Source organism: Tsukamurella paurometabola (assembly GCF_900631615.1).
GTDB lineage: Bacteria > Actinomycetota > Actinomycetes > Mycobacteriales > Mycobacteriaceae > Tsukamurella > Tsukamurella paurometabola_A.
In genome coordinates, this window is the sequence record NZ_LR131273.1 from 3,317,964 (window position 1) to 3,343,145 (window position 25,182).

The window sequence follows — 25,182 nt, forward strand, 5'->3', positions numbered from 1 at the left end:
GTGCCCGAATCGACTCTCACTCGCCCCGCCCACCCCCGCGGAGCCACGCCGGCCGAGGTCGCGGCGCAGGTCCCGGGCGTCACCCTCGCCGGCGCGGACGCCGCGGCGGTGCGCCTGACCGGAGCCACCGTGCGCGCCCAGGAGGCGCGCCCCGGCGACCTGTTCTGCGCCGTCCCCGGCACCGCGACGCACGGCGCGCGCTTCGCCGCCGGCGCGATCGAGGCGGGGGCGGTCGCCGTCCTCACCGACGCCGACGGTGCCGCGCTCCTCGCGGAGGACGGCCACGACGTCCCGGTGCTGCTGCACGAGGACCCGCGCCGGGTCCTCGGCCCGGTCGCGGCCGTGGTGTACGGCGCACCGTCGGCCCGGATGACGCTCGTCGGCATCACCGGCACCTCCGGCAAGACGACCACCAGCTACCTCGTCGAGGCGGCGCTCGCCGCGGGCGGCAACCCGACGGGCCTCATCGGCACCGTGGGCACGCGCATCGCGGGCGTCGACGTCCCGACCACGCTCACGACCCCCGAGGGTTCCGCCCTGCAGGGGCTGTTCGCATCCATGGTCGAGCGCGGCGTCACCGCCGCCGTGATGGAGGTCAGCTCGCACGCCCTGGCCCAGAACCGGACGGGTGGCACCCGGTTCGCCGTCGGCGCCTTCACCAACCTCAGCCAGGACCACCTCGACTACCACCCCACGATGGAGGACTACTTCGCCGCGAAATCGCTGCTCTTCCTCGGGCCGGAGGCCTGCGAGCGCGCGGTGATCTGCGTCGACGACGAGTGGGGCCTGCGGATGGCCGAGCTGCGGCGCGCCGCCGGGCTGCCGCTGGTCACCGTCGCGACCACCGGGCCCGCCGACTGGACCGCGGGCGAGGTCGCGGCCTACTCCGACGGCACGCAGCGGTTCACCCTCAGCGGCCCGGACGGCCAGACCTTCTCCGCCGTCGTCGGCCTGCCCGGCGCGTACAACGTCGCCAACGCGGCGCTGGCGCTGGTCATCGCGCACGAGGCGGGCGTCCCGCTCGCCGACGCGGCCCGCGGCATCGGCGCCGTCGCCGTGCCCGGCCGGGTGCAGCGGATCGACCGCGGCCAGGACTTCCTCGCGGTCGTGGACTACGCGCACAAGCCCGCCGCGCTGGATGCGGTGATCGCGACGCTGCGCGGTCAGACCGCGGGCCGCATCGCCGTGGTCGTGGGCGCGGGCGGCGACCGCGACCGCGGCAAGCGGCCGCTCATGGGCGAGGCCGCCGCGAGCGCCGCCGAACTGGTCATCGTCACCGATGACAACCCCCGCACGGAGGACCCCGCCGCGATCCGCGCCGCCGTCGTCGCGGGTGCCCGCGCCGTCCCCGCGGGCGGCGAGGTCCGCGAGATCGGCGACCGTCGGGCCGCGATCGCCGAGGCCGTGAACTGGGCGCGCACCGGCGACGTCGTGCTCGTCGCAGGCAAGGGGCATGAGGCGGGGCAGGAGATCAACGGCGTCAAGCATCCCTTCGACGACCGCGACGAGCTCGCGGCCGCGCTGGAGTCGCGGCAGGCCGCGGGGGAGGCGGGCGCATGATCGATCTCACCCTGCGTGAGGTCGCCGCGATCGTCGGCGGCACTCTGCACGACGTGCCCGATCCGGAGGCGAGGGTCACCGGCTCCGTCGAGTTCGACTCCCGGGAGATCGGCCCGGGCGGGCTGTTCCTCGCGCTGCCGGGCGCCCGGGTCGACGGTCACGACTTCGCGGCGACGGCCGTCGCGAAGGGCGCGGTCGCCGTGCTCGGTGCCCGCCCCGTCGGCGTCCCCGCGATCGTCGTGCCCGTCTCCGGTGAGACGGACAACCGGGTGATGGCGCTGGAGAACGACACCGACGGCGCGGGCGCCGCCGTGCTGAAGGCACTGGGCGACCTGGCCGCGCACTGCACGAGGGCCCTCGCCGCCGAGGGGCTGACCGTCGTCGGCGTCACCGGCTCGGCCGGCAAGACCTCCACGAAGGACCTCATCGCCGCGGTGCTGCGGCCGCTCGGCGAGACCGTCGCGCCGCCCGGCTCCTTCAACAACGAGATCGGCCACCCGTGGACGGCGCTGCGCGCGACCGCGTCGACGAAGTTCCTGGTGCTGGAGATGTCCGCCCGCGGCGAGGGCCACATCGCGGCGCTGGCGAAGGTCGCCCCGCCCCGCATCGGCGTCGAGCTCAACGTGGGCACCGCCCACCTCGGCGAGTTCGGCTCCCGCGAGGCGATCGCCCGCGCCAAGGGCGAGCTGGTCGAGGCGCTGCCGGCCGACGGCACCGCCGTGCTCAACGCCGACGACGCCGCGGTCGCCGCGATGGCCTCCCGGACGGTCGCGCGGGTCGTCCGTTACGGGACCGGGGAGGCCGACGTCGCCGCGGAGGACGTCCGCATCGACGCGCAGGCCCGCGCCGCCTTCACGCTGCGCACCCCGGCGGGCACCGCGCCCGTCGCGCTCAAGGTCCACGGCGAACACCAGGTGCACAACGCGCTGGCGGCCGCGGCGGTCGGCCTCGAATGCGGTGCGACGGTCGCGCAGGTCGCCGAGGCGCTCTCGGGCGCGGGCGCCGCATCGCCCCGCCGGATGGACGTCTTCACCACCGACGGCGGCGTCACCGTCGTCAACGACACCTACAACGCGAACCCCGACGCGATGCGGGCGGCGCTCCGCAGCCTCGTGCTCATGTCCGAGCACGACGAGGCGGGGGAGCGGCTCCCCGGCCGTGAGCGGCGGCGCACCTTCGCGGTGCTCGGTGAGATGGGCGAGCTCGGCGACGAGTCGATCGTGGAACACGATCGCCTCGGCCGGTTCCTCGTGCGCCTCGACATCACCGGGACCATCTGCGTCGGCACATCGCGCGCCGTGCACGCCCTGTGGCAGGGCGCCGTGATGGAGGGCTCGTGGGGCAGCGAGGCCGTGCGCGTGGACACCCGCGCGGAGGCCGTGGAGCGCCTGCGCGCGGAGCTCCGCCCGGGCGACCTCGTTTTGGTCAAGGCGTCCAAGTCCGAGAAGATGTGGGAGGTCGCCGAGCACCTGGGCACGGCGAGCACGGTCAACAACGAGAACGGGGAGTCACCGAAGTGATCCAGATCCTGTTCGCGGGCGGCATCTCGCTGGCCGTGGCGATCCTGCTCACACCCGTCCTGATCCGGGTCTTCTCCCGCCAGGGCTTCGGCCAGGAGATCCGCGTCGAAGGACCGCAGAGCCACCAGAAGAAGCGCGGCACCCCGTCGATGGGCGGCGTCGCGATCATCGTCGCCCTGTGGGCCGGCTACCTCGGCGCGCACCTGCTCGGCTGGAACTCCGGTCCGGGCCCCAGCGCGTCGGGCCTGCTGGTGCTCGGGCTCGCCACCTCGCTCGCGCTGGTCGGCTTCCTGGACGACTTCATCAAGGTGCGCAAACAGCGCAACCTGGGCCTGAACAAGACCGCCAAGACGGTGGGCCAGACGGTCGCGGCCCTCATCTTCGGCGTCCTCGTGCTGCAGTTCCCCAACGCCGACGGGGTGCGCCCCGCCAGCGAGTTCCTCAGCTACACGCGCGACATCAACACGATCTCGATGGGCGCGATCCTCTTCGTGATCTTCTGCTGGTTCGTCGTCTCCGCCTGGTCGAACGCCGTGAACTTCACCGACGGCCTCGACGGTCTGGCGGCCGGGTCCATGGCGATGGTGCTGGGCAGCTACGTGCTCATCAGTTTCTGGCAGTTCCGCTACGCGTGCGAGACGAAGCAGGTCGCGGGCTGCTACGACGTGCGCGACCCGCTCGACCTGGCGCTCATCGCGGTCGCGGCGGGCGGCGCCTGCCTCGGCTTCCTGTGGTGGAACGCCGCGCCCGCGAAGATCTTCATGGGCGACACCGGATCGCTCATGCTGGGCGGTCTGCTGGCCGGCCTGTCGATCACCACCCGCACCGAGCTGCTGGCCGTGGTGCTGGGCGCGCTGTTCGTCGCCGAGATGGTCTCGGTGGTCATCCAGATCGCGGTCTTCCGCTCGACGGGCCGACGCGTCTTCCGGATGGCGCCCTTCCACCACCACTTCGAGCTCTCCGGGTGGGCCGAAACCACGGTGATCATCCGGTTCTGGCTGCTCACGGCCATCTCGTGCGGCCTGGGCCTGGTGCTGTTCTACGCCGAGTTCCTCGGCTCCGGAGCGGTCGGCTAGATGGCGACGCTCCCCGGCCCCGGCGCGCACGTCCTCGTCGCGGGCGGGGGCGTCACCGGCCCGGCCGTCGCCCGCGCCCTGCTCCGGCTCGGGGCCACGGTCACCGTCGCCGACGGCAAGCCCGCGGCGCGCGACAAGATCGCCGGCGAGGTGCCGGGCATCACGGTCGCCGACCTGGACGGCCAGGACCCGTCGGGCTACGACCTCGTCGTGGTCGCGCCGGGCTTCCGGCCCACCGCGCCCGTCGTCGTGGCCGCCGAGGCCGCGGGCGTCGAGGTGATCGGCGACGTGGAGCTGGCCTGGCGGATCGACCGCGCGGGTGCCTTCGGTGCGCCCCGCGACTGGCTCGTGGTCACCGGCACCAACGGGAAGACCACCACGACGCAGATGCTCGAGTCGATCCTGCTGCGCGCCGGCGTGCGCGCCGTCGCCTGCGGCAACATCGGCCGCCCGGTCATCGACGCGATCGGCGACGAGGGCGATCCGCGCGTGCTCGCCGTCGAGCTGTCGTCCTTCCAACTGCACTGGGCCCCGTCCGTGCGACCGCGCGCGGGTGTCGTGCTCAACGTCGCCGAGGATCACCTCGACTGGCACGGCTCGATGGCGGCGTACACCGCCGACAAGGCGCGCGCACTGTCCGGGGAACTCGCCGTGATCGGCCTCGACGACCCGGTGGCCTCCGGGTTGCGCGGGGAGATCACCGTCGGCTTCACCACGGGCGAGCCCGGGCCGGGGGAGTACGGCGTGCGCGAGGGCGTCCTGGTCGACGGTGCCGGGGCCCCGGTCGTGCCCGCGGACCGGGTGTCGCCGCCCGGGCCCGCCGGGATCGCGGACGCGCTGGCCGCGACCGCCCTCGCGCAGGCCGTCGGCGTCACTGCCGCCCAGGCGGGGGAGGCCCTCGCGGCGTTCCGGGTGGGCGCACACCGCGCCGAGTCCGTCGCGACGGTGCGCGGCATCACCTACATCGACGATTCCAAGGCCACGAACCCGCATGCGGCGCTGAACTCCATCGAGGCGCACGAGCGGGTGGTGTGGGTCGCGGGCGGTCAGCTCAAGGGCGCCGACATCGGGCCGCTCGTGCAGCGGGTCGCGCCGCGGCTCGTGGGCGCGGTTCTGCTCGGGGTGGATCGGGACGAGATCGCCGGTTCACTCGCGCGACACGCGCCCGATGTCCCCGTGGTTCGGGTGTCCGCGGGCGAACATAGTCGTGTGTCTCCTGTGACAAATGATGCGAACCGTTCTGTAGGGACGAATGGGGCTAGCGATGTGCGAGTGTCCGGCGATGCGGATGCGGTGATGGCCGCAGTCGTCGCCGAGGCCTCCCGGATCGCCGAAGCCGCCGCCCACGACGGTGCCGCGCCCGTCGTCCTGCTCGCGCCCGCGGCCGCGTCGCTCGACATGTTCACGTCGTACGGGCACCGCGGCGACGCCTTCGCGGCGTCGGCCCGCGCGCTCGGAGACGCCTCGTGAGCCGCGCCGGCAAGGCCGCCGCCGGCACCGACACCGATCCCGACCTCGTCCCCGGCGGCGTCAACGCCCCCGAGAGCACCGAGTTCGACGCGCAGCCCCGGGAGACGGCCGCGTCGGCGACGGGCTCGCGCGGGGCGGCCGCCGCGTCCGCGGCGCGCTCGGGAGCCGATGTCGCGCGCACCGGCGCCTCGCTGCTGCGGAGCGCCGCCGTCGGGCTCGCGACCGCCCTGCGCCGGCCGCTCGCGTCGTTCCATCTGGTGCTCGGCCTCACCGCCGTCCTCACCGTGATGGGCCTGATCATGGTGCTCTCCGCGTCGTCCGTCGAGGACATCAGCGCCACGGGCTCGCCGTGGGGCAAGTTCACCAGCCAGCTGATCTACGTGAGCCTCGGCGTGGTCGCCTTCGTCCTCGCCCTCTACCTGCGGCCCGCACTCCTGCGCCGGGTCGCGCTCGGCGGTGTGCTCGTGTCGATCGCGCTGCTCGCGGCCGTACTGGTGCCCGGCGTCGGCTCCATGGTCGGCGGCGCGCGCCGCTGGATCGACGTGGGCGGATTCACCCTGCAGCCGTCGGAGATCGCCAAGGTCGCGCTCATCGTCTGGGGTGCGCACCTACTCGCGGACCGCGGCCGCAAGGGCAACATCAAGGAACTCCTGCTGCCCCTCGGGCCCGTCGTGGTGCTCATGGCGGCGCTGGTCGTGGCGGAGCCGAACCAGTCGACGGCCATGATCATCGTCTCGGTCGGTGCGATGCTGCTGTACTACGCCGGGCTGTCCTCGAAGCTCATCGCCTCGCTGCTCGTGGTCTTCGCCCTGCTCGGCATCTTCTTCGCGCTCGCGGAGGGCTACCGCTCGGCGCGCGTGCAGGCCTGGCTCGGCCGCACCGACGACGCGCTCGGCGCCAACTACCAGTCGAACCAGGCGCGGTACTCCCTCGCCGACGGCGGACTGTTCGGCGTGGGCCTGGGCAACTCGACCGCCAAGTGGAGTTACCTGCCGAACGCGCACAATGACTTCATCTTCGCCATCATCGGCGAGGAGCTCGGCTACCTCGGCGCGGGCGTGGTCATCCTCATGTTCGGCATCCTCACCTGGGTGGGCATGCGGATCGCCCGCCGGGTCGCCGATCCCTTCCTGCGCCTCATGGCCGCCTCGATCACCACGCTCATCGCGCTCCAGGCGATCATCAACATGGGCTACGTCGTGGGCCTGCTGCCGGTGACCGGCATCCAGCTGCCACTCCTCTCCGCCGGCGGCAACTCGGTGATCCTCGTGCTGTTCATGATGGGCCTGCTGGCGAACGCCGCCCGGCACGAGCCGGAGGCGATCGCGGCGCTCGCCGGCGGCCGGGAGGGGCGCGCCGGTCGCCTCCTGCGCCTGCCCAAGCCGCTGCCCTACGTCCCGCCGCGGCCCGAGCGGCCGGCCGGCCGCGGTCCCGCCCCGCGGCCCGGTCGCCCCGCGCCGGCCGGGCGCGGACCGTCGCAGCCCCCGCGGAAGGGGCGCAGCGCACCGTCGGCCCCGTCGCCGTACGATCGACACCCGTACGGTGACGAGAGCCTGACCCGGCGGCAGGCGTCCCGGCGGGACCTCCCGCCGATGCGGCCGCAGGGCCGGGGCGGAGAGCCCTGGCGGGGCGAGCGCGCCGGGCAGCAGCGGAACGCGCCGCGGCAGCAGCAGCGGCGCCGAGGACAGGAAAAGGGCAGACGGGCGTGGTGAGTTCTTCTCGAGCGGTTTCGGTGGTGGTTGCCGGTGGCGGCACCGCAGGTCACATCGAACCCGCGCTGGCGGTGGCCGACGCCGTCCGGGCCCTGCGCCCCGACGCCGAGGTCACCGCCCTCGGCACTCCCAAGGGCCTCGAGGGTCGCCTCGTTCCCGAACGCGGCTACCCGCTCGCCATGATCCCGCCGGTCCCGCTGCCGAGGAAGCCCGGCAAGGACCTCGCGAAGCTGCCCTTCACCCTCGCGGGTGCCGTGCGCCGCACGCGGAAGGTGCTCCGCGAGACGGGCGCCGACGTGGTCATCGGATTCGGCGGCTACGTCGCCCTGCCCGCCTACCTCGCCGCCCGCAGCATGGGCGTGCCCATCGTGATCCACGAGGCCAACGCCAGCGCGGGGGTCGCGAACAAGGTCGGTGCCAAGCTCGCCACCACGGTCTTCGCCGCGGTCCCCGGTTCCGGCGTGCCGGCCGAGGTCGTGGGCATCCCCGTGCGCGCCTCCATCACCGGGCTCGACCGCGCCGCCCTGCGCGCCGAGGCGCGAGCCCACTTCGGGCTGCCCGCGGAGGGCCCCGTGGTGCTCGTCTTCGGCGGCAGCCAGGGCGCGGTCCGCCTCAACGACGGTGTCGTCGGTGCCGCCCGGGACTTCGCCGGCGCCGGCATCGGCGTGCTGCACGCCTACGGCCCCAAGAACTCCGTCGACGTCGACGTCCCCGGCTACGTGGCCGTGCCGTACCTGACCCGGATGGACCTCGCCTACGCCGCCGCCGACCTCGCCGTGTGCCGGTCGGGCGCGATGACGGTGGCCGAGGTCGCGGCTGTCGGGCTGCCGGCGGTCTACGTGCCCCTCGCGCACGGGAACGGTGAGCAGGCGCTCAATGCGCAGCCGGTCGTGGCCGCGGGCGGCGGGCTGCTCGTGGACGACGCCGCCTTCACCCCGGACCTGGTGCGCGAGACCGTGGTCCCGCTCGCGGGCGACGCCGACCGGCTCGCCGCGATGAGTGCCGCCGCCGGCGGCACCGGGCACCGCGACGCGGCCGGCACCGTCGCGGCGGCGGCCCTCGCACTGGCACAGGAGAGGCGGAAGTCGTGACCGAGTCGACAGGAGCGCTGCCCGAACGGCTGCAGCGCGTCCACATGGTGGGCATCGGCGGCGCCGGAATGTCCGGCATCGCGCGGATCCTCCTCGCCCGCGGCGGTCAGGTGTCGGGCTCGGACGCCAAGGAGTCGCGCGGTGTCATCGCGCTGCGGGCCCGCGGCGCCCAGGTCCAGGTGGGGCACAGCCCCGAGGCCCTCGACCTGCTGCCCGGCGGCCCGACGGTGGTCGTCACCACCCACGCGGCCATCCCCAAGGACAACCCGGAGCTGGTCGAGGCGCAGCGCCGCGGCATCCCGGTGATCCTGCGGCCGGAGGTGCTCGCCGACCTCATGGACGGTTACCGCACCCTGTTGGTGAGCGGCACCCACGGCAAGACCTCCACCACGTCGATGGCGGTGGTGGGCCTGCAGCACTGCGGCGCCAACCCGTCCTTCGCGGTCGGCGGCGAGCTCAACGAGTCCGGCACCAACGCCTTCCACGGCACGGGCGACGTCTTCGTCGCCGAGGCCGACGAGTCCGACGGCTCGCTGCTGCAGTACGCGCCCGACGTGGTGGTGGTCACCAACGTCGAGGCCGATCACCTCGACTTCTTCGGCTCCGAGGACAAGTACGTCGCCGTCTTCGACGCCTTCACCGAACGGATCCGCCCCGGCGGCACCCTCGTCGTGTGCCTGGACGATCCCGGCTCGGCGGCACTCGCGCAGCGCACCCACGCCGCGCTGCGGGCGCGCGGGGTCCGCGTGCTCGGTTACGGCGAGGGCACGCACCGCGACCTCGCACCCGACGTGACCCTGATCGCGCAGCTGCTGGACTACAAGCCCCGCGCCGAGGGCGGCCTGCTCAAGGTGCGCTTCTCCGACGAGAACCGGAACGTCGCCGAGCGGGCGATCCTGCTCTCGGTGCCGGGCAAGCACATGGCGCTCAACGCGATCGCCGCGACGATCGCCGTGGTCAGCATGGGCTATCCCACGGCGAAGGTGATCGAGGGCATCGAGGGCTTCGGCGGCGTGCACCGCCGGTTCCAGCTGCGCGGCACCGAGCGGGGCGTGCGGGTGTTCGACGACTACGCCCACCACCCCACCGAGGTGCGGGCCGTGCTCACCGCGGCGGCCGAGATGGTCGCCAAGCAGAGCGAGCCGGGCCGCGTGATCGTCGCGTTCCAGCCGCATCTGTACTCGCGGACCGAGCAGTTCGCCGCCGAGTTCGCCGCGGCGCTGAGCCTCGCCGACGAGGTCGTCGTGCTCGACGTCTACGGCGCGCGGGAGGACCCGATGCCGGGTGTGACGGGGGAGCGGATCGCCGAGAAGGTGACGGCCTCCGCGCACTACGTGCCGCGCCAGTCCGAGGTCGCCGGCGTGGTCGCGGAGCTCGCGCGTCCGGGCGACGTCGTGATCACGATGGGCGCCGGCGACGTGACGATGCAGGGCCCGACGATCCTCAACACGCTGGCGCAGCGCGGCGCCGAGGCGGGCGCGTGAGTGCTCCCGCGACGCGTCGGCGCGTGCCGGGTCTGCGGCGGCTGCTGCTGGTCCTGCTCGCGGTGATCGTGGTGGCGGGTCTCGCCGCGGCGGCGTACTTCTCGCCCGTGCTGTCGGCGCGCGACGTCTCCGTGACGGGCGCGACGAACGCGCCCGCCGATCAGGTCGCGAAGGTGGTGGAGCCGCTCAAGGGGCGTCCGCTGCTGCAGATCACACCGGGCCAGCGCGATGCCTACGCCGCGCAGGTGGTGGCCGTCAGTCCGTGGATCGACCGGGCGACCGTCACCGTGTCCTACCCGTCGACGCTCGTGGTCGAGGTGACCGAGCGCGAGGTCGTCGCCTACGCGCAGCGGCCCGCGGGCACCGTCCTCGTGGACGCCAAGGGGGTGCCGTTCATCAAGGTGGGGGAGCCCCCGATCCTCACGCCCAAGCTCGTCGTCGACGACCCGAAGAGCGACGATCCCGCGACGACGGCGTCGATCGCGGTGCTGAAGTCGCTGCCGCCGGACCTGCACGGGCAGGTCGTCGAGATCGGCGCGGATTCGCCGGCCAACGTGCGCTTCGTCCTGCGCGACAAGCGGGTCGTGTACTGGGGCGACGATCAGCGCGCGGCGGACAAGACCGCTGCGCTGCGCATGGTGCTGACGCGTCCCGGCAAGGAGTTCACCGTGATCAATCCGGACATGCCGACCACCCGCTGACGGGTGTTGTTCCCCTCACCGAGAACGTTTTTCCCGACACGCCCGCGCGCCTGCGGGGCAAGCGGCACACCGCCCTCTACCTTGGTTTCAGACCAGCTACTTGACATAACTTTAAGCCTTCTGTTGAGGTTTAGGGTTCGTCTCAGAAGCACACAGACTTCACATCAGGGGAAAGGCGAAACATGACCGCCGCGCACAACTACCTCGCCGTAATCAAGGTCGTCGGCATCGGCGGCGGCGGCGTCAACGCCGTGAACCGGATGATCGAACAGGGGCTCAAGGGCGTCGAGTTCATCGCGATCAACACCGACGCCCAGGCGCTCATCATGAGCGATGCCGACGTCAAGCTCGACGTGGGCCGCGATTCGACCCGGGGTCTCGGCGCCGGCGCCGATCCGGAGGTGGGCCGCAAGGCCGCCGAGGACGCCAAGGACGAGATCGAGGAGCTCCTCAAGGGCGCCGACATGGTCTTCGTCACCGCGGGCGAGGGTGGCGGCACCGGTACCGGCGGCGCGCCCGTCGTCGCGAGCATCGCCCGTAAGCTCGGCGCGCTCACCGTGGGCGTCGTGACCCGGCCGTTCACGTTCGAGGGCGCCCGCCGCGGCAAGCAGGCCGAGCAGGGCATCACCTCGCTGCGCGAGTCCTGCGACACGCTCATCGTGATCCCGAACGACCGTCTGCTGCAGCTGGGCGACGTCAGCGTCTCGGCGCTCGACGCCTTCAAGAGCGCCGACGAGGTGCTCCTCAACGGTGTCCAGGGCATCACGGACCTGATCACCACGCCGGGCCTGATCAACGTCGACTTCGCGGACGTCAAGAGCGTGATGTCGGGCGCCGGCAGCGCGCTCATGGGCATCGGCTCGGCGCGCGGTGAGGGCCGCGCCCTCAAGGCCGCCGAGGCCGCCGTGAACTCGCCGCTGCTGGAGACCTCGATGGAGGGGGCGCACGGCGTGCTCATGTCCATCGCGGGCGGCAGCGACCTCGGGCTGTTCGAGATCAACGAGGCCGCCTCGCTCGTGCAGGGCGCCTCGCACGAGGACGCGAACATCATCTTCGGCACCGTGATCGACGACAATCTCGGCGACGAGGTCCGGATCACCGTCATCGCGGCGGGCTTCGACGGCGGCGCGCCCGCACGTCGCCCCGTGACCCGCATCGGCGGCCAGCACACGGCGCCCGAACAGGCGCCCGTGGCCGAGCCGGAGGAGTCGCGTCGCGGTAACCCGTTCGGCGCCCGCCCGGCGCGCGCCAACGACCCCTTCGCGGCGGGCCCCGCCACGCGGGAGACGCGCTCGGACGACGATTTCGACCTCGACGTCCCGTCGTTCCTGCAGAACCGCCGCTGAGGATCGCTACGTCGACGGCGCTCCCGGCCCTGCCGGGGGCGCCGTCCGTAGTCTTGTGCCATGACTGAAACCGCGAACGCCCCTGTCGCAGCGCACCGCGTCCGCCGCGTGACCACCACCCGCGCCGGCGGTGCTTCCAAGGCCCCGTACGACACCTTCAACCTGGGCGATCACGTCGGCGACGATCCCGCCGCCGTCGCCGCCAATCGACTCCGCCTCGAGCGGGAGATCGGCGTCGAGCCGGGGCACGTGGTGTGGATGGAACAGATCCACAGCCGGAACGTCACCGTCGTCGACGGTCCGCGCGACGAACCCGTGGAGGCCACCGATGCCCTCGTCACGGCGGTGCCGGGCCTGGCGCTCGCGGTGCTCACCGCGGACTGCGTCCCCATCCTCCTCTCGGACGACGAGGCGGGGGTGCTGGCGGCCGTGCACGCGGGCCGCGTGGGGGCGCGGATCGGCATCGTGCCCGCGGTGATCGACGCGATGCGGGACCTGGGGGCGCGTCCCGAGCGGATCGGCGCATTCCTCGGCCCCGCCGCCAGCGGCGCCAAGTACGAGGTCCCGGCGTCGATGGCGGCCGACGTGGAGCAGCATCTGCCGGGCAGCCGGTGCCGCACGGAGAAGGGCACCGACGGGCTCGACCTGCGCGCGGGCATCCGCCGCCAGCTACAGGGCCTGGGCGTGGCGGCGGTCGCGGAGGATCCGCGGTGCACGATCAGCGACCCCACGTTGTTCTCGCATCGACGGGGCGCGCCGACCGGACGATTGGCCTCGGTGATCTGGATCGACACGGGTGAATGACATCGATGGAATTCCTGCGCGTGTCGGAACCGCCATTCGCCCGCCTTCCCCACTAATCTCACTTCCATAACGACAGTCACAACCGTCACACCAGCCCATGCAGGCGCCGAGGAAGGGCAACGATGAGCACTCTGCACAAGGTCAAGGCGTACTTCGGGATGGTTCCGCTGGATGCCTACGACGACGGATACGTCGACGAGGGCACCCCGCAGCCGCGCGGCCGCCGCAGCCTCGACGACGATTTCGACGACTACCGCGGTGAGCGCGGCTACGCGTACGACGGCCGCCGCGCGGACGAGTACGACGCGTACGAGCCCGCGTACTCCGACGGTTACGACGCCCGTGGCGCCGTCTACGACGACCGCTACGACGCCGGCTACGACCGCGGCTACCGCGAGCCCACCCGGGCTCCGCTGCCGCGCCTGGAGCCGCTGCGGGACGTCTCGCGGTCCGTCGCCCCGTCCACCCGAGGTGCGCTGGCGATGGACACCCGCGCCGACGTGCTGAGCCAGGAGAACCCGATGTCCCGCATCACCACGCTGCGTCCCACCTCCTACGAGGAGGCGCGCACGATCGGTGAGCGCTTCCGCGAGGGCATCCCGGTGATCATGGACCTCACGGCGATGGACAACGCCGACGCCAAGCGCCTGGTCGACTTCGCGGCCGGCCTGACCTTCGCGCTGCACGGTTCCTTCGACCGCATCACGACCAAGGTGTTCATGCTGGCCACCGCCGACGTGGACGTCACTGCCGAGGATCGGGCGCGCATCGCGGAGACCGGTTTCTACAACCGCTGACGCTTTCGGGCAGACTGGTACCCGTGCAAGCGTTCTGGCTGATCGTCATCTACCTGCTGTCGACCTACTCCTTCCTGCTGCTGATCCGGCTCGTCATCGAGGTGGTGAAGTCCTTCGCGAGGGAGTGGTACCCGTCGGGGTTCCTCGCGGTCCTGCTGGAGGCGCTGTTCACCGTCACGGATCCGCCGCTCAAGCTGCTCCGCAAGCTGATCCCGCCCGTGACGTTGGGGCCGGTCCGCCTGGATCTGTCCTACATCGTCCTGTTCCTGCTGCTCTGGGTCGCACGTGAGCTGATCTACGCTTTCGCCTTCTGACCCGGTCAACGGGGTGATCGCGCGCGTGATTTCGGACATTTCATCGCGTGATTGTTGGGTGATGAGGAACAAACGGGTCTGGTGTGACAGGATGTGCACTAGTTACAGTGTTGGTCCGAGTGACGTGAGATCTGTCGAGCAGCCGAATTGAGGGGAAACGACCTATGAAGCTGACACCCGCCGACGTGAGGAACGTGGCGTTCAGCAAGCCGCCGATCGGAAAGCGCGGCTACAACGAGGATGAGGTGGATCAGTTCCTCGATCTGGTCGAGACCGAGCTCGCTCGGCTGATCGACGAGAACAACGATCTGCAGCAGCGCAACGCCGAGCTCGAGCGTGAGCTGGCCGAGGCCCGCGCCGGTGGTGGCGAGCAGCCGTCCGCCGACAGCACCGTCGCCTTCGCGTCGCCCACGCCCAACGCGCCCGCCGTGGCCGCGCAGGCCGCCGCGCCCGCCGCCAGCGACGAGGACGCCCACGTGCGCGCCGCCAAGGTGCTCGGCCTGGCCCAGGAGACGGCCGACCGCCTCACCAACAACTCGCGCGCCGAGGCCGAGAAGCTCGTCTCGGACGCGCGCGCCCAGTCGGAGGCCATGGTCACCGACGCCCGGCAGAAGGCCGAGGCCATGGTCGCCGATGCCCGCCAGCGCTCCGACGCGCTGCTCGCCGACGCGCAGACGCGCTCGGAGAACCAGCTGCGCCAGGCCCAGGAGCGTTCCGACGCCCTGCAGGCCGAGGCCGAGTCGAAGCACACCGAGATCATGACCACCATCAACCAGCAGCGCACGGTGCTGGAGGGTCGGATCGAGCAGCTCAAGACCTACGAGCGCGAGTACCGCACCCGCCTCAAGACCTACCTCGAGGGGCAGCTCGAGGAGCTGCAGTCGCTGCGCAGCGCAGCCCCGGTCGATCACGGCCAGGGTCGCGGTGGCGACTTCAACGACCCCGGCAACGCCGCCGGCGGCAACCAGCAGTACAAGTAGCCGCTGGTACCGAGCCGGTACTAGGGCGGAGTTCTCATGCTGCTAGCCGCACTGGGGGCGACGATCATCGGGTTCATCCTGCTGATCGTCGCCCTGGTCACGGCCAACCTCTGGCTCGCGATCGCCTGCGTGGTGGTGTCGGTGGTGGGGGTGGGCCTGTTGCTCGGCGACGTCCTCACCTACCGTCGCGCCGAGCGCGACAAGGCCGACCCGGCCGCGTCCTGGAGCCCCGGTGATCGTGACGCCGACGAGGACGACGACCCGGCACCGTCGGACCGGCCCGCGCCCGCCGCGGAGACGGACGAGGGAGCCGACGCCGAACCCGAGGACGGGAGCGATCCCGTCGACGACGCGACGCGCGAGGCGAGCACCGTCGGGCACGAGGAATTCGGTCACCACGACGACGAGGCGAACCCGACCACGCAGTTCGCGGTGGGCCCCCTCGGCGGGCCGACGGGGTGGGAACACGAATCGCCGGCGGACACCGACGACGAGGCCACTCGCGGGCTGTTCGCGCCCGGGAAGTACGACCCGGACATGACCGACCAGATCCCGCAGATCCGGATCGATCAGGCCTGGGGCACGGAGTGGACTCCGCCCCAGGAGCCGGACGAGGAACATCCCGACAAGAAATGATGTTGCACGATTCGCTATCCTTGGCGGTAGCACTGCGTTGATCCGGCCATCACCGGGGAGCATCCGGAAGAACGGGCGGATTCCGCCTCAGTAGAACCGGACGGTGGGGCCCGTCACAGCCCGATTCACGAGCGGCGCCGCCCATCCGGGAGACGCAAGCGGGGTGGTACCGCGGTACCCGGCCGAGGGCCGGGAATCGTCCCCGTGCTGGTAGTTGACGGCACGAGGAGACACCGTGAGCGAGAAGCGCCCCTATCCGCTGGTCGACATGACCCGCGACGACGAAGGCCCTGCCCGGACGGGCACCCCGTCGTTCCCCGATCTCGAGGAGCGCGTGCTCGCCTACTGGGCCGAGAACGACACCTTCCGGCGGACGATCGCGAACCGGGCCGATGCGGAGGAGTTCGTCTTCTACGACGGTCCGCCGTTCGCCAACGGCCTGCCGCACTACGGCCACCTGCTGACCGGCTACGTCAAGGACCTGGTGCCGCGCTACCAGACGATGCGGGGCAAGAAGGTCGACCGGCGGTTCGGCTGGGACACCCACGGCCTGCCCGCCGAGCTCGAGGCCGAGCGTCAGCTGGGGATCAAGGACAAGTCCGAGATCGAGACCATGGGCGTGGAGAAGTTCAACGACTACTGCCGCACGTCGGTCCTGCGGTACACCGAGGAGTGGCGCGACTACGTCACCCGTCAGGCCCGCTGGGTGGACTTCGACAACGACTACAAGACGCTCGACCTGGACTTCATGGAGTCGGTCATGTGGGCGTTCAAGACCCTGCACGAGAAGGGCCTGATCTACCAGGGCTACCGCGTGCTGCCGTACTCCTGGTACGAGCAGACGCCGCTGTCGAACCAGGAGAGCAAGCTCGACGACGCCTACAAGATGCGGCAGGACCCGGCGGTCACCGTCGGCATGCCGTTGACGACGAAGGGCACCGCGCTCGAGGCCCTCGACGGTGTCGAGGCGCTGATCTGGACGACCACGCCGTGGACCCTGCCGTCGAACCTCGCGATCGCCGTGCACCCCGACCTGGACTACGTGCACGTCACGGGCAAGGACGGGAAGGACTACCTGCTCGCCGAGGCGCGGCTGGGTCACTACGCCCGCGAGCTGGGCGAGTCGCCGGAGGTGAAGGGGAGCTACAAGGGGCGCGAGTTGGAGTTCGCCGCCTACGAGCCGCCCTTCGACTTCTTCGCCGGGCACCCCAAGTCGCACGTGACGCTGCTCGCCGATTACGTGACCACCGACTCCGGTACCGGCGTGGTGCATCTCGCGCCGGCCTTCGGTGAGGAGGACATGGAGCTGGCCTCCGGCAAGTACGGCATCGAGGTCGTCCAGCCGCTCGATCCGGGTGGCAGGTTCACCTCGGCGGTGCCGCCGTACGAGGGGCTGCAGGTCTTCGACGCGAACCCCGTCATCGCCAAGGATCTCAAGGCGAAGGGCCGGTTGCTGCGGCACGAGACGATCGAACACAGCTACCCGCACTCGTGGCGCTCGGGCCAGCCGCTGATCTACATGGCCGTGCCGTCGTGGTTCGTGGAGGTCACCAAGATCATCCCGCGCATGCTGGAGTTGAACCAGGACATCACCTGGAATCCGGCGCACATCCGCGACGGCCAGTTCGGCAAGTGGGTCGAGGGCGCGCGCGATTGGAACATCAGCCGCAACCGGTACTGGGGCGCGCCGATCCCGGTGTGGGTCTCGGACGATCCCGCGTACCCCCGCGTCGACGTCTACGGCTCGCTCGACGAGCTGGAGCGCGATTTCGGCGTGCGCCCGACGAACCTGCACCGCCCGTACATCGACGAGCTAACCCGGCCGAACCCCGACGATCCGCGGTCGCCGGAGGACGGGCAGTCGACCATGCGGCGCGTGCCCGAGGTGCTGGACTGCTGGTTCGAATCGGGCTCCATGCCCTTCGCGCAGGTCCACTACCCGTTCGAGAACCGGGATTGGTTCGAGACGCACTTCCCGGGCGATTTCATCGTCGAGTACAACGGGCAGACCAAGGGCTGGTTCTACAACCTGCACGTGCTGGCGACGGCCCTGTTCGACAGCGCCGCGTTCCGCACGGTCGCGGCGCACGGCATCGTGCTCGGCCACGACGGGCTGAAGATGTCCAAGTCCAAGCGGAACTACCCGGACGTCAACGAGGTCTTCAACCGCGACGGCTCCGACGCGATGCGGTGGTTCCTCATGGCCTCGCCGATCCTGCGCGGCGGCAACCTCGTGGTCACCGAGCAGGGCATCCGCGACGGCGTGCGGCAGACCCTGCTGCCGCTGTGGAACGCCTACTCCTTCCTGCAGTTGTACGCGGAGAAGCCGGCGACGTGGCGCACCGATTCGCAGGACGTGCTGGACCGGTACATCCTCGCGAAGCTGGCGCAGACCCGCGACGCCATGACCGAGGCGCTCGACACCTGCAACATCGCCGACGCCTGCGAGGAGCTGCGGCTCTTCGTCGACGCACTGACCAACTGGTACGTGCGTCGCTCGCGCGCGCGGTTCTGGGACGGCTCCGACGAGGGCGCGTTCGACACGCTGTACACGGTGCTGGAGACCACGTGCCGGCTCGCGGCGCCGCTGCTTCCAATGGCCACCGAGGCCATGTGGCGCGGCCTCACGGGCGGCGAGTCGGTGCACCTGACCGACTGGCCCTCCGCGTCCGACCTGCCCGCCGACCCCGAGCTGGTCGCGGCCATGGACGAGGTGCGCGACGTCTGCTCCGTGGCCTCCTCGGTGCGCAAGGCGAACAAGCTGCGGGTGCGGCTGCCGCTGCACACGCTGACGGTCGCCGGCCCCGGCGCGGAGAAGCTCGCGCCCTTCGCGTCGATCATCGCCGACGAGGTGAACGTCCGCGACGTGCAGGTCTCGCCCGACGCCGACGCCTACGGCCGGGTCGAGATCGCGGTCAACGCCCGCGCCGCGGGCCCGCGCCTGGGCAAGGACGTGCAGACCGTGATCAAGGCGGTCAAGTCCGGTGACTACACCGTCGCCGACGGGGTGGTGACCGCCGCGGGCATCGCGCTGCAGGACGGCGAGTACACCCGGAGGCTGGTCGCCGCCGCGCCCGACTCCACCGCGGAGCTTCCCGACGGTGCCGGTCTCGTGGTGCTCGACCTCTCGGTCGACGCCGAGCTCGAGGCCGAGGGCTGGGCGAAGGACCGCATCCGCGAGCTGCAGGAGGCGCGCCGCGCGGCGGGGCTCGACGTGAGCGATCGGATCTCCTTGGTGCTCGACGTTCCCGCGGAGCACGCCGCCGCGGCGCGCACCCACCAGGAGCTCATCGCGGGCGAGGTGCTCGCCACGTCGCTGGAGTTCGCCTCGCTCGAGGGAGACGTGGACGCCGTGGACCTGGGCGACGGCGTCCGGGCCCGCCTCACTCGCGCCTGAGCGACGTCGCGCCGTGCCGGGGCAGGGTGAGGCTGAGCGGAGCGCCCGCTGGGTGCTCCACTTCGACATGGACGCCTTCTTCGCGTCCTGCGAGCAGCTGACCCGGCCCACCCTGCGCGGCCGCCCCGTGCTGGTGGGCGGGCTCGGCGGCCGCGGCGTGGTGGCCGGCTGCTCGTACGAGGCGCGCGTCTTCGGCGCGCGCTCCGCCATGCCGATGCACCAGGCGCGCCGGCTCGTCGGCGCCGCCGCAGTGGTGCTGCCGCCGCGCGGCGCGCTGTACGGGACCGTGAGCCGCCGGGTCTTCGCGACCGTTCGCGAGCTCATCCCCGTTGTCGAGACCCTGTCGTTCGACGAGGCCTTCGGCGAGCCGGTCGAGCTCGCCGGGGCGTCCACCGCCGAGGTGACGGCCTTCGCCGAGGAGCTGCGCCGCCGCATCCGCGAGGAGACGGGGCTCGTCGCCTCGGTCGGCGCGGGGGCGGGGAAACAGGCCGCCAAGATCGCCTCGGGCCTCGCGAAGCCCGACGGGGTGTCCGTCATCCCGCCCGCCGCGCAGGAGTCGATGCTGTACCCGCTGCCGGTGCGCAAGCTCTGGGGCATCGGCCCGGTGGCGGGGGAGCGGCTCTCCCGCTTGGGGATCGACACCATCGGGCAGTTCGCGGCGATGAGCGAGGTCGAGGTGGTCTCGGTGCTCGGCGTGACGTTGGGGCCGGCGCTGCACCGGCTGGCGCGCGGTGAGGACGATCGGCCGGTGGCGGTGAACGGCGAGGCGAAGTCGATCAGCGCGGAACACACGCTCGAGACCGACGTGACCACGATGAACGCGCTGCGGCGGGAGATCGACCGCAGCGCCGAGCACGCGCTGCGGCGGCTGCGCCGGGACGGGCGCGGGGCGCGGACCGTCGTGCTCAAGCTCAAGCGGTCCGACATGTCCCTGCTGACGCGGTCCGCCACGCTGCCGTCGGCGACCACCGACGCGGCCGTGCTCACCGCGACCGCCCAGCGCCTCGCGCTCGACCCGATGGAGATCGGTGGCCTGCGGCTCGTCGGGGTCGGCTTCTCCGGGCTCAGCAGCGTGGAGCAGTTCGCGCTGTTCGGCGACGAGAGCGACGGGAGCGACGAGGCTTCCGGGGAAGCGGACGAGGTCGCAGACGACGACGGCGGTGTGGACGCGGCCGAGGTCCAGGTACCTGTCGTGGGGTGGCGACCCGGCATGGACGTGCGCCACCCCGAGTTCGGCCACGGCTGGGTGCAGGGCGCCGGGCACGGGGTGCTCAGCGTGCGCTTCGAGACGCGCACCTCCGGCGCCGGCCGGATGCGCAGCTTCAAGGCCGACGACCCAGACCTGCGCGAGGCCGACCCCCTCGACTCCCTCGACTGGCCCGCCGAACACCTGCGCATCGACGAGGACGACGAGGGCTAATTCCCGCCGCACCGTCCGGCGGCGCGCGGTCGCGCTGGACGCGGGTGGTGTCCGCGTCACGCAGCGGTGCGCAGGTCGGCGGGCATCTGGCAGTTCCACGGCTCGTCGGCGTCGTGTTCGGCAAGGAGGGCTTCGAGGATCGGCGGGCCGTGCGGACCGTCGAGGATCTCGCCGATGTCGTCGTGGATGGAACCGACGCACTCCCGGTAACGCACCCGCAGTTCCTCGGCGCGCCAGAGGTTCCGGAGCTCCGCGATGCGGGCGTTCCAGCGTTCGAGGGCGTGGCGATAGAGCTCTTCGGTGTGGTGCTTGTGGTTCACCCGGTGCTCGTGGGTCGGGTCGGCCGTGCGGCGCCAGCCGGTGCGGCCGGCGTACTCGCCCTGAGGGACCGTGATCGTCTCCCAGCCCCGAGGGAAGTCACCGGTCGCGGGCGCCACCTTCCCGTGGTGGGCGTCGCAGGCGAGAGTGAGACAGGTGATGTCGGTGGCTCCGCCGTCGGCCCACTCGGTGATGTGGTGCACCTGGCAGCGGGTGGCGGGCGCGTCGCACCCGGGTGCGGTGCAGCCCTTCTCGGAGCCGTACAGCGCGATCCGCTGATCCGCGGAGGCGAGGCGCTTCTCGCGCCCGAGGAACAGCGGCCGCGACGCGAGGTCGAGGACCAGGACGTACTTCGGATTGGTGCCCATCATGCGCAGCGCGTCGGCGACCGGGAGCCTGCCGCCGGTGGCGGTGGTGGCGATGCCGGTCTCCGTCTCGAGCTGGTCGATGCCGAGCGTGATGATCGGGACGCACGGCAGGCCGCGGTGCTGCCCGAGCCCGCCAGACGCGACGGCGAGCCCCAGTGCGGTCACGAGCGCGTCATGGTTGCGCTGCGCCGCCGTCCGCTGATCATGCTTCGCCGCCGCCTTCACCGCGTCCTGATCGGTGAGATCCACGGGATCGTCCGCGTCCGCGGGATTGTTCACTCCGGGCCGCGCGAGCTTCTCCAGGATCGTGTCCAGCAACGCGCGCCCCTCGGGGGACAGGTCGCCGTCGAACGGCGTCATCAGGTCGCCGTCCTGCGTACCCACGTGGAGGCCGCGGGCGCGCTCGATCACATCGGAATCGGGCTCCGCCCCATCGGGGTCGAGGTGCGCGAGAGCGCGGGCCCCGATGACGGAGAGGTCCTCGGGCGTGACGTCCGCAGCGGCGGTGACGAGAACATCCTCGAGGATCGCGGCCTGGTCGGGCCGGATCGTCCTGCGGCACTTCGCGAAGACGTGATCGATCGCGAGGGCGTGCCGATCGGAGATCGTTCCGTCGCGCTGTGCCTTGGCGACGAGCGCATACCGTGGCTCGGGGCACACGCCGTGCCCGTGCTGGGGAGCGCGGTCCCGCGCGCCGTGGATCCGATCCCGCGCTTCGCCTCCCGCGAGGCGGAGCCGCTGCACCAGCAGCTCCTTCATCCCGGTGTAGCCCAGCTGCCCCGGCAGACCTTGCTCCACCGCGACCTGGGTGAGGCGATGTTGGCTGTACGGCACCTTCCGGAAGGCCGCCTCCAGGCGCTCCAGTGCGGAGAGGACGTCTTCGGAGTCCAGCATCACGGGATCGACGTGCGCGAGTTGCTCCGCTGCGTGTTCGAATGATGTGAGCGCGTCGAGATACTCCACTGCTATACAGGTAGAAGTATTCATTGCGCCCCCTCGACTACCTCGATTCTACCGCGGCGTTCGATGACATTGCAACATTAATCGATAGAAAGTTCGAGGAACTGTCGCGGTCGTCAGGGCGCGAGCGTCACCGCGCGCAGGCGCTCGAGGTCGGAGAGGACCGTCGCGCAGTCCCGGTCGAAGTCGGCATCGCTCGCTCCCAGTCGCCGCACCGTGAACAGCACCTCCGCGCCGTCCGGGTGTGCAAGTACGCGCAGGGGATTGTTCACGACGGTGCCGTCGGGCAGCGTCACGTCGTGGTCCAGGACGCCGAACGTATTGTCCGGCGCGAACCGCACGCGCACCTCGCCCATCGGCGAGTCCGCGACCAGGTCGTCACCGTCGGATCGCACGCCGGTCGCGAGGCCGGCGGCCCAGCGGACCAGGTTCTTCGGCTCGCGGGCGAAGGCGTACACCTCCGCGGCGGAGCGGGGGATCACGACGCTGATGTGGCGGGACTCCTCGGTCATCCCGCCACGCTACCGAGGGGCGCGGTCGTACGCTGCGAACACGGCACGCAACGCACCGAGCGCGGCCTCCTCCTCGCCCGGCTCCTCGTAGTAGCCGTTCGCCACCTGCTCGGCGATCAGCGCCTCGGGTGTGAACTCCTCGCCGAATCGGCAGTCGCCCAGGGCGTACTCGAACCCGACATCGTGACTGAAGACGCCGTCCGCGATCAGGGTGATGTCGTGGGTGGCGCAGTACTCGACGAGGCCCTGCGCGATCTGCCATCGTGCACCGTCGAACCAGAAGACGCCGCTCGCGTGCGGAAGTGTCCTGCCCTGGTCGTTCTCCGTGTTGAGGAACTCGTAGCTCTCCGGGCGATCGGCGACCATGGCGACGAGTTCGTCGGGGACGCCGCCGAACACGCTCAGTTGTGAGGCGTAGTCCTCGTAGAAGTTGAGCACGCTCTCGTGCTCGTACGTCAGCAGGAGCACGCGCCCGTCGTCGGCGAAGAACCAGCCGGCGGCCTGTCCACCCCCGTCGTTCCACGCGAACCGCACGCCGCCGGGGACGTCGACGGGTTCGATGTCGTTCCACGTGTCCACGATCGCCGCGCGCCGCCGCACGTCGGCGATCGGTGTGCGCTGCAGGTCCTCCCAGGTGCCCATGACTCCACTATGTCACAAGTCAGGGAACGTGAATCCACTCTGCGATATTGTGCAGCAATGGGGAGTCGCTTCATTCAGCAGAACAGTCAGGTACCCGAATGGTTGCGCGACGGGACGCTCGTGCGGACGTTGCCGGACAACACGCTCCGGGCGGCCTCGATCCTCGTCAACCCGGGCTACTTCACGGCGGCTCGCGTGGCGGAGGTGCTCGAGGCCTCCGGCGCCACCCCGGAGGAGGCTCGGGAGGCCGTCCGTGCCGCGCGGGCGGCGTACCGGGCCCACCTCGACCGATCGGACGGTGAGGGGGACTGGGCGCGGTTCGATGCCGCGTGCGACGCGATCGCCGCGCGCGGGATCCTGGTGCGGCACAACTTCACCTGCTGCCGGACCTGTGCCGACGCCGAGATCGGTGACGATCGCGCGGACGAGTGGGGGTACGTCTACTTCACCCAGCAGGACGCCGAGGCCCTGGCCTATGCGGAGCCCTCCGTCTACCTCGGGTACGGGTCCTTCGGCCCGTCGCCGTCGATCGACCCCGCCGAGCTCGCGAGCGCCCAGGGCGACGACGAGCGGATGTCCGCGCTGTACGAGCGCACCTTCGACGACCTCGCCGCCGCGATCACGTCGGCCCTGGACGCCCAGGGACTCCGCTACGAGTGGGACGGCGACACCGGCACGCGGATCCGGGTCGTCGGGATGGACTGGCGCCGGCCGCTTCCCGAGGACGACGTGGCCCCGCCGGCGGCCCCGGCCCCGGAGTCCCGGAAGCGGAACTTCGGCTTCCGCTTCTGACCGGACCGCCCGGCGTCCGAGGCCGGGGCGCGACGTCGACGACCCGCGGGGCACAATCCGAAGCGAGCACGCTCAGCCGCGACGGACGGGGGGACGACAAGTGGCACCGATACTCGACGGAATCGTGGTGGCGGACTTCAGCCGGGTGCTGGCCGGGCCCCTCGCGACGGTGATGCTCGCGGACCTCGGCGCGGACGTCGTGAAGGTGGAACGCCCCGGCGCCGGCGACGACACCCGGGCCTGGGGACCGCCCTGGACCGATCGCACCAGCGCCTACTTCGAGTCGGCGAACCGCTCCAAGCGCAGCGTCGAACTCGACCTCGACGACCCCGGGGATCGCGCGGTGGCACGCGAACTCGCCAGTCGCGCCGATGTCTTCGTCGAGAACTTCCGCACCGGGTCGCTCGACGCGAAGGGCCTCGGGTACGAGGACCTCGTCGCGGTCAACCCGCGCCTGGTCTACTGCTCGATCACCGGTTTCGGCTCCGGGGCCGGGGCGGAGCTGCCGGGGTACGACTTCCTCGTCCAGGCCCTGGGCGGGCTGATGAGCATCACGGGCGAACCGGACGGCGACCCGATGAAGGTGGGCGTCGCCCTCGTGGACGTCCTCACCGCGAAGGACGCCGTCGCGGGGATCCTCGCCGCACTGTACGAGCGGGAGCGCTCCGGCCTCGGACAACGTGTCGAGGTGAATCTGCTGTCCTCGCTTCTCGGTTCGCTGGCCAATCAGGGCGCGACCTTCCTCGCGACGGGTGCCGCCCCGTCGCGGCGGGGGAACAGCCACCCGTCGATCGCGCCCTACGAAACCCTCCGGTGCCGCGACGGCCTCCTCGCGGTGGCGTGCGGCAACGACGGCCAGTTCGCCCGCCTCGCCGCCACCGTCGGTGCCGCGGAGCTGGCCGACGATCCGCGCTTCGCGAGCAACCCGGACCGCGTGCGCCACCGCGCCGATCTGGTCCGGCTCCTCGAGGCGCGCCTCGAAGCCCAGGACGCGGGGGAGTGGGCCCGCCGGCTCACCGCGGCGGGGGTGCCGGCCGGCACCGTCGGCGACGTCGCCTCGGGATTCGCCCTCGCCGAGAGCCTGGGCCTGCAGCCGCGGATCCACGTGGGCGACGGCGCGATGGACCAGGTGCGCAACCCGATCGGCTTCTCCCGCACCCCCGTCACCGACTACCGTCGCCCACCCGCAGTGGGGGAGCACACCGAGGCGGTCCGCGCCGGGCTACGCAACGGCGGGGGCTCCGGCGGTGGTCGGTGAGCCGTGCCCCGGGGCACGGCCCTC

Annotated in this window: 21 protein-coding genes; 18 read left to right on the forward strand and 3 right to left on the reverse strand. The window is 71.7% G+C overall.

Annotated elements, in window-relative coordinates; all coding sequences use genetic code 11:
* The 16 genes from ELY19_RS16645 to ELY19_RS16720 all read left to right on the forward strand — a co-directional run bounded on the left by ELY19_RS16645 (position 1) and on the right by ELY19_RS16720 (position 20,308).
* Complete coding sequence (locus tag ELY19_RS16645; RefSeq protein WP_126197223.1) at positions 1-1,560, forward strand: UDP-N-acetylmuramoyl-L-alanyl-D-glutamate--2,6-diaminopimelate ligase; 1,560 nt, start codon at positions 1-3, stop codon at positions 1,558-1,560.
* The gene (locus ELY19_RS16650; protein ID WP_126197224.1) at positions 1,557-3,080 is read left to right on the forward strand and encodes a UDP-N-acetylmuramoyl-tripeptide--D-alanyl-D-alanine ligase; all 1,524 of its coding nucleotides are present in this window, start codon (positions 1,557-1,559) and stop codon (positions 3,078-3,080) included. Before ELY19_RS16645 ends, ELY19_RS16650 begins: the two co-directional genes overlap by 4 nt.
* The gene (gene mraY, locus ELY19_RS16655; protein WP_126197225.1) at positions 3,077-4,156 is read left to right on the forward strand and encodes a phospho-N-acetylmuramoyl-pentapeptide-transferase; all 1,080 of its coding nucleotides are present in this window, start codon (positions 3,077-3,079) and stop codon (positions 4,154-4,156) included. The genes ELY19_RS16650 and mraY overlap by 4 nt, the downstream gene beginning before the upstream one ends.
* Positions 4,157-5,626, forward strand: a complete 1,470-nt coding sequence (gene murD, locus ELY19_RS16660; protein ID WP_126197226.1) for a UDP-N-acetylmuramoyl-L-alanine--D-glutamate ligase — start codon at positions 4,157-4,159, stop codon at positions 5,624-5,626.
* Positions 5,623-7,338: a putative lipid II flippase FtsW gene (ftsW, locus tag ELY19_RS16665; RefSeq protein ID WP_126197227.1), complete on the forward strand. Its 1,716-nt coding sequence runs from the start codon at positions 5,623-5,625 to the stop codon at positions 7,336-7,338. Before murD ends, ftsW begins: the two co-directional genes overlap by 4 nt.
* A complete protein-coding gene (gene murG, locus ELY19_RS16670; RefSeq protein WP_126197228.1) occupies positions 7,332-8,429 on the forward strand; it encodes an undecaprenyldiphospho-muramoylpentapeptide beta-N-acetylglucosaminyltransferase in 1,098 nt (365 codons plus the stop codon). The genes ftsW and murG overlap by 7 nt, the downstream gene beginning before the upstream one ends.
* Positions 8,430-8,473: 44 nt before the next feature.
* On the forward strand, positions 8,474-9,913 hold the full coding sequence (murC, locus tag ELY19_RS16675) for a UDP-N-acetylmuramate--L-alanine ligase (protein WP_227967351.1): 1,440 nt from the start codon (positions 8,474-8,476) through the stop codon (positions 9,911-9,913).
* Complete coding sequence (locus tag ELY19_RS16680) at positions 9,910-10,614, forward strand: cell division protein FtsQ/DivIB (RefSeq protein ID WP_126197230.1); 705 nt, start codon at positions 9,910-9,912, stop codon at positions 10,612-10,614. The genes murC and ELY19_RS16680 overlap by 4 nt, the downstream gene beginning before the upstream one ends.
* A gap of 182 nt (positions 10,615-10,796) precedes the next feature.
* Positions 10,797-11,960, forward strand: coding sequence for a cell division protein FtsZ (ftsZ, locus tag ELY19_RS16685; protein WP_126197231.1), 1,164 nt, complete (start codon positions 10,797-10,799; stop codon positions 11,958-11,960).
* A 60-nt stretch (positions 11,961-12,020) separates the two neighbouring features.
* On the forward strand, positions 12,021-12,764 hold the full coding sequence (gene pgeF / locus ELY19_RS16690) for a peptidoglycan editing factor PgeF (protein ID WP_126197232.1): 744 nt from the start codon (positions 12,021-12,023) through the stop codon (positions 12,762-12,764).
* Between the two features lie 122 nt (positions 12,765-12,886).
* Positions 12,887-13,561: a cell division protein SepF gene (locus tag ELY19_RS16695; RefSeq protein WP_126197233.1), complete on the forward strand. Its 675-nt coding sequence runs from the start codon at positions 12,887-12,889 to the stop codon at positions 13,559-13,561.
* A 23-nt stretch (positions 13,562-13,584) separates the two neighbouring features.
* On the forward strand, positions 13,585-13,875 hold the full coding sequence (locus ELY19_RS16700) for a YggT family protein (protein ID WP_126197234.1): 291 nt from the start codon (positions 13,585-13,587) through the stop codon (positions 13,873-13,875).
* Positions 13,876-14,039: 164 nt separating this feature from the next.
* Positions 14,040-14,855, forward strand: coding sequence for a DivIVA-like cell division protein Wag31 (gene wag31, locus ELY19_RS16705; RefSeq protein WP_126197235.1), 816 nt, complete (start codon positions 14,040-14,042; stop codon positions 14,853-14,855).
* A 36-nt stretch (positions 14,856-14,891) separates the two neighbouring features.
* A complete protein-coding gene (locus tag ELY19_RS16710; protein ID WP_126197236.1) occupies positions 14,892-15,491 on the forward strand; it encodes a hypothetical protein in 600 nt (199 codons plus the stop codon).
* Between the two features lie 268 nt (positions 15,492-15,759).
* The gene (gene ileS / locus ELY19_RS16715; RefSeq protein ID WP_227967353.1) at positions 15,760-18,888 is read left to right on the forward strand and encodes an isoleucine--tRNA ligase; all 3,129 of its coding nucleotides are present in this window, start codon (positions 15,760-15,762) and stop codon (positions 18,886-18,888) included.
* Between the two features lie 67 nt (positions 18,889-18,955).
* Positions 18,956-20,308: a DNA polymerase IV gene (locus tag ELY19_RS16720; RefSeq protein WP_232015638.1), complete on the forward strand. Its 1,353-nt coding sequence runs from the start codon at positions 18,956-18,958 to the stop codon at positions 20,306-20,308.
* 56 nt (positions 20,309-20,364) lie between these two features.
* Here ELY19_RS16720 and ELY19_RS16725 read toward each other — a convergent pair whose 3' ends face one another.
* From ELY19_RS16725 to ELY19_RS16735, 3 genes are all read right to left on the reverse strand, one after another.
* Positions 20,365-21,888 carry an HNH endonuclease signature motif containing protein gene (locus tag ELY19_RS16725; RefSeq protein ID WP_227966895.1) on the reverse strand — a complete coding sequence of 508 codons (1,524 nt, stop codon included), beginning with the start codon at positions 21,886-21,888 and terminating at the stop codon, positions 20,365-20,367.
* A gap of 182 nt (positions 21,889-22,070) precedes the next feature.
* Entirely contained in the window at positions 22,071-22,466 is a 396-nt protein-coding gene (locus ELY19_RS16730; protein WP_126197240.1) for an SRPBCC family protein, read from the reverse strand.
* A gap of 9 nt (positions 22,467-22,475) precedes the next feature.
* Positions 22,476-23,108, reverse strand: coding sequence for a hypothetical protein (locus tag ELY19_RS16735; RefSeq protein ID WP_126197241.1), 633 nt, complete (start codon positions 23,106-23,108; stop codon positions 22,476-22,478).
* A gap of 57 nt (positions 23,109-23,165) precedes the next feature.
* On the opposite strand from ELY19_RS16735, the gene ELY19_RS23850 reads away from it, so the two are divergent.
* Both ELY19_RS23850 and ELY19_RS16740 read left to right on the forward strand, forming a co-directional pair.
* The gene (locus tag ELY19_RS23850; protein ID WP_212552817.1) at positions 23,166-23,900 is read left to right on the forward strand and encodes a DUF6891 domain-containing protein; all 735 of its coding nucleotides are present in this window, start codon (positions 23,166-23,168) and stop codon (positions 23,898-23,900) included.
* A gap of 100 nt (positions 23,901-24,000) precedes the next feature.
* Positions 24,001-25,158 (forward strand): CaiB/BaiF CoA transferase family protein, encoded by a 1,158-nt coding sequence (locus ELY19_RS16740; RefSeq protein WP_227966897.1) that lies wholly within the window; start codon positions 24,001-24,003, stop codon positions 25,156-25,158.
* Positions 25,159-25,182 lie beyond the last annotated feature (24 nt).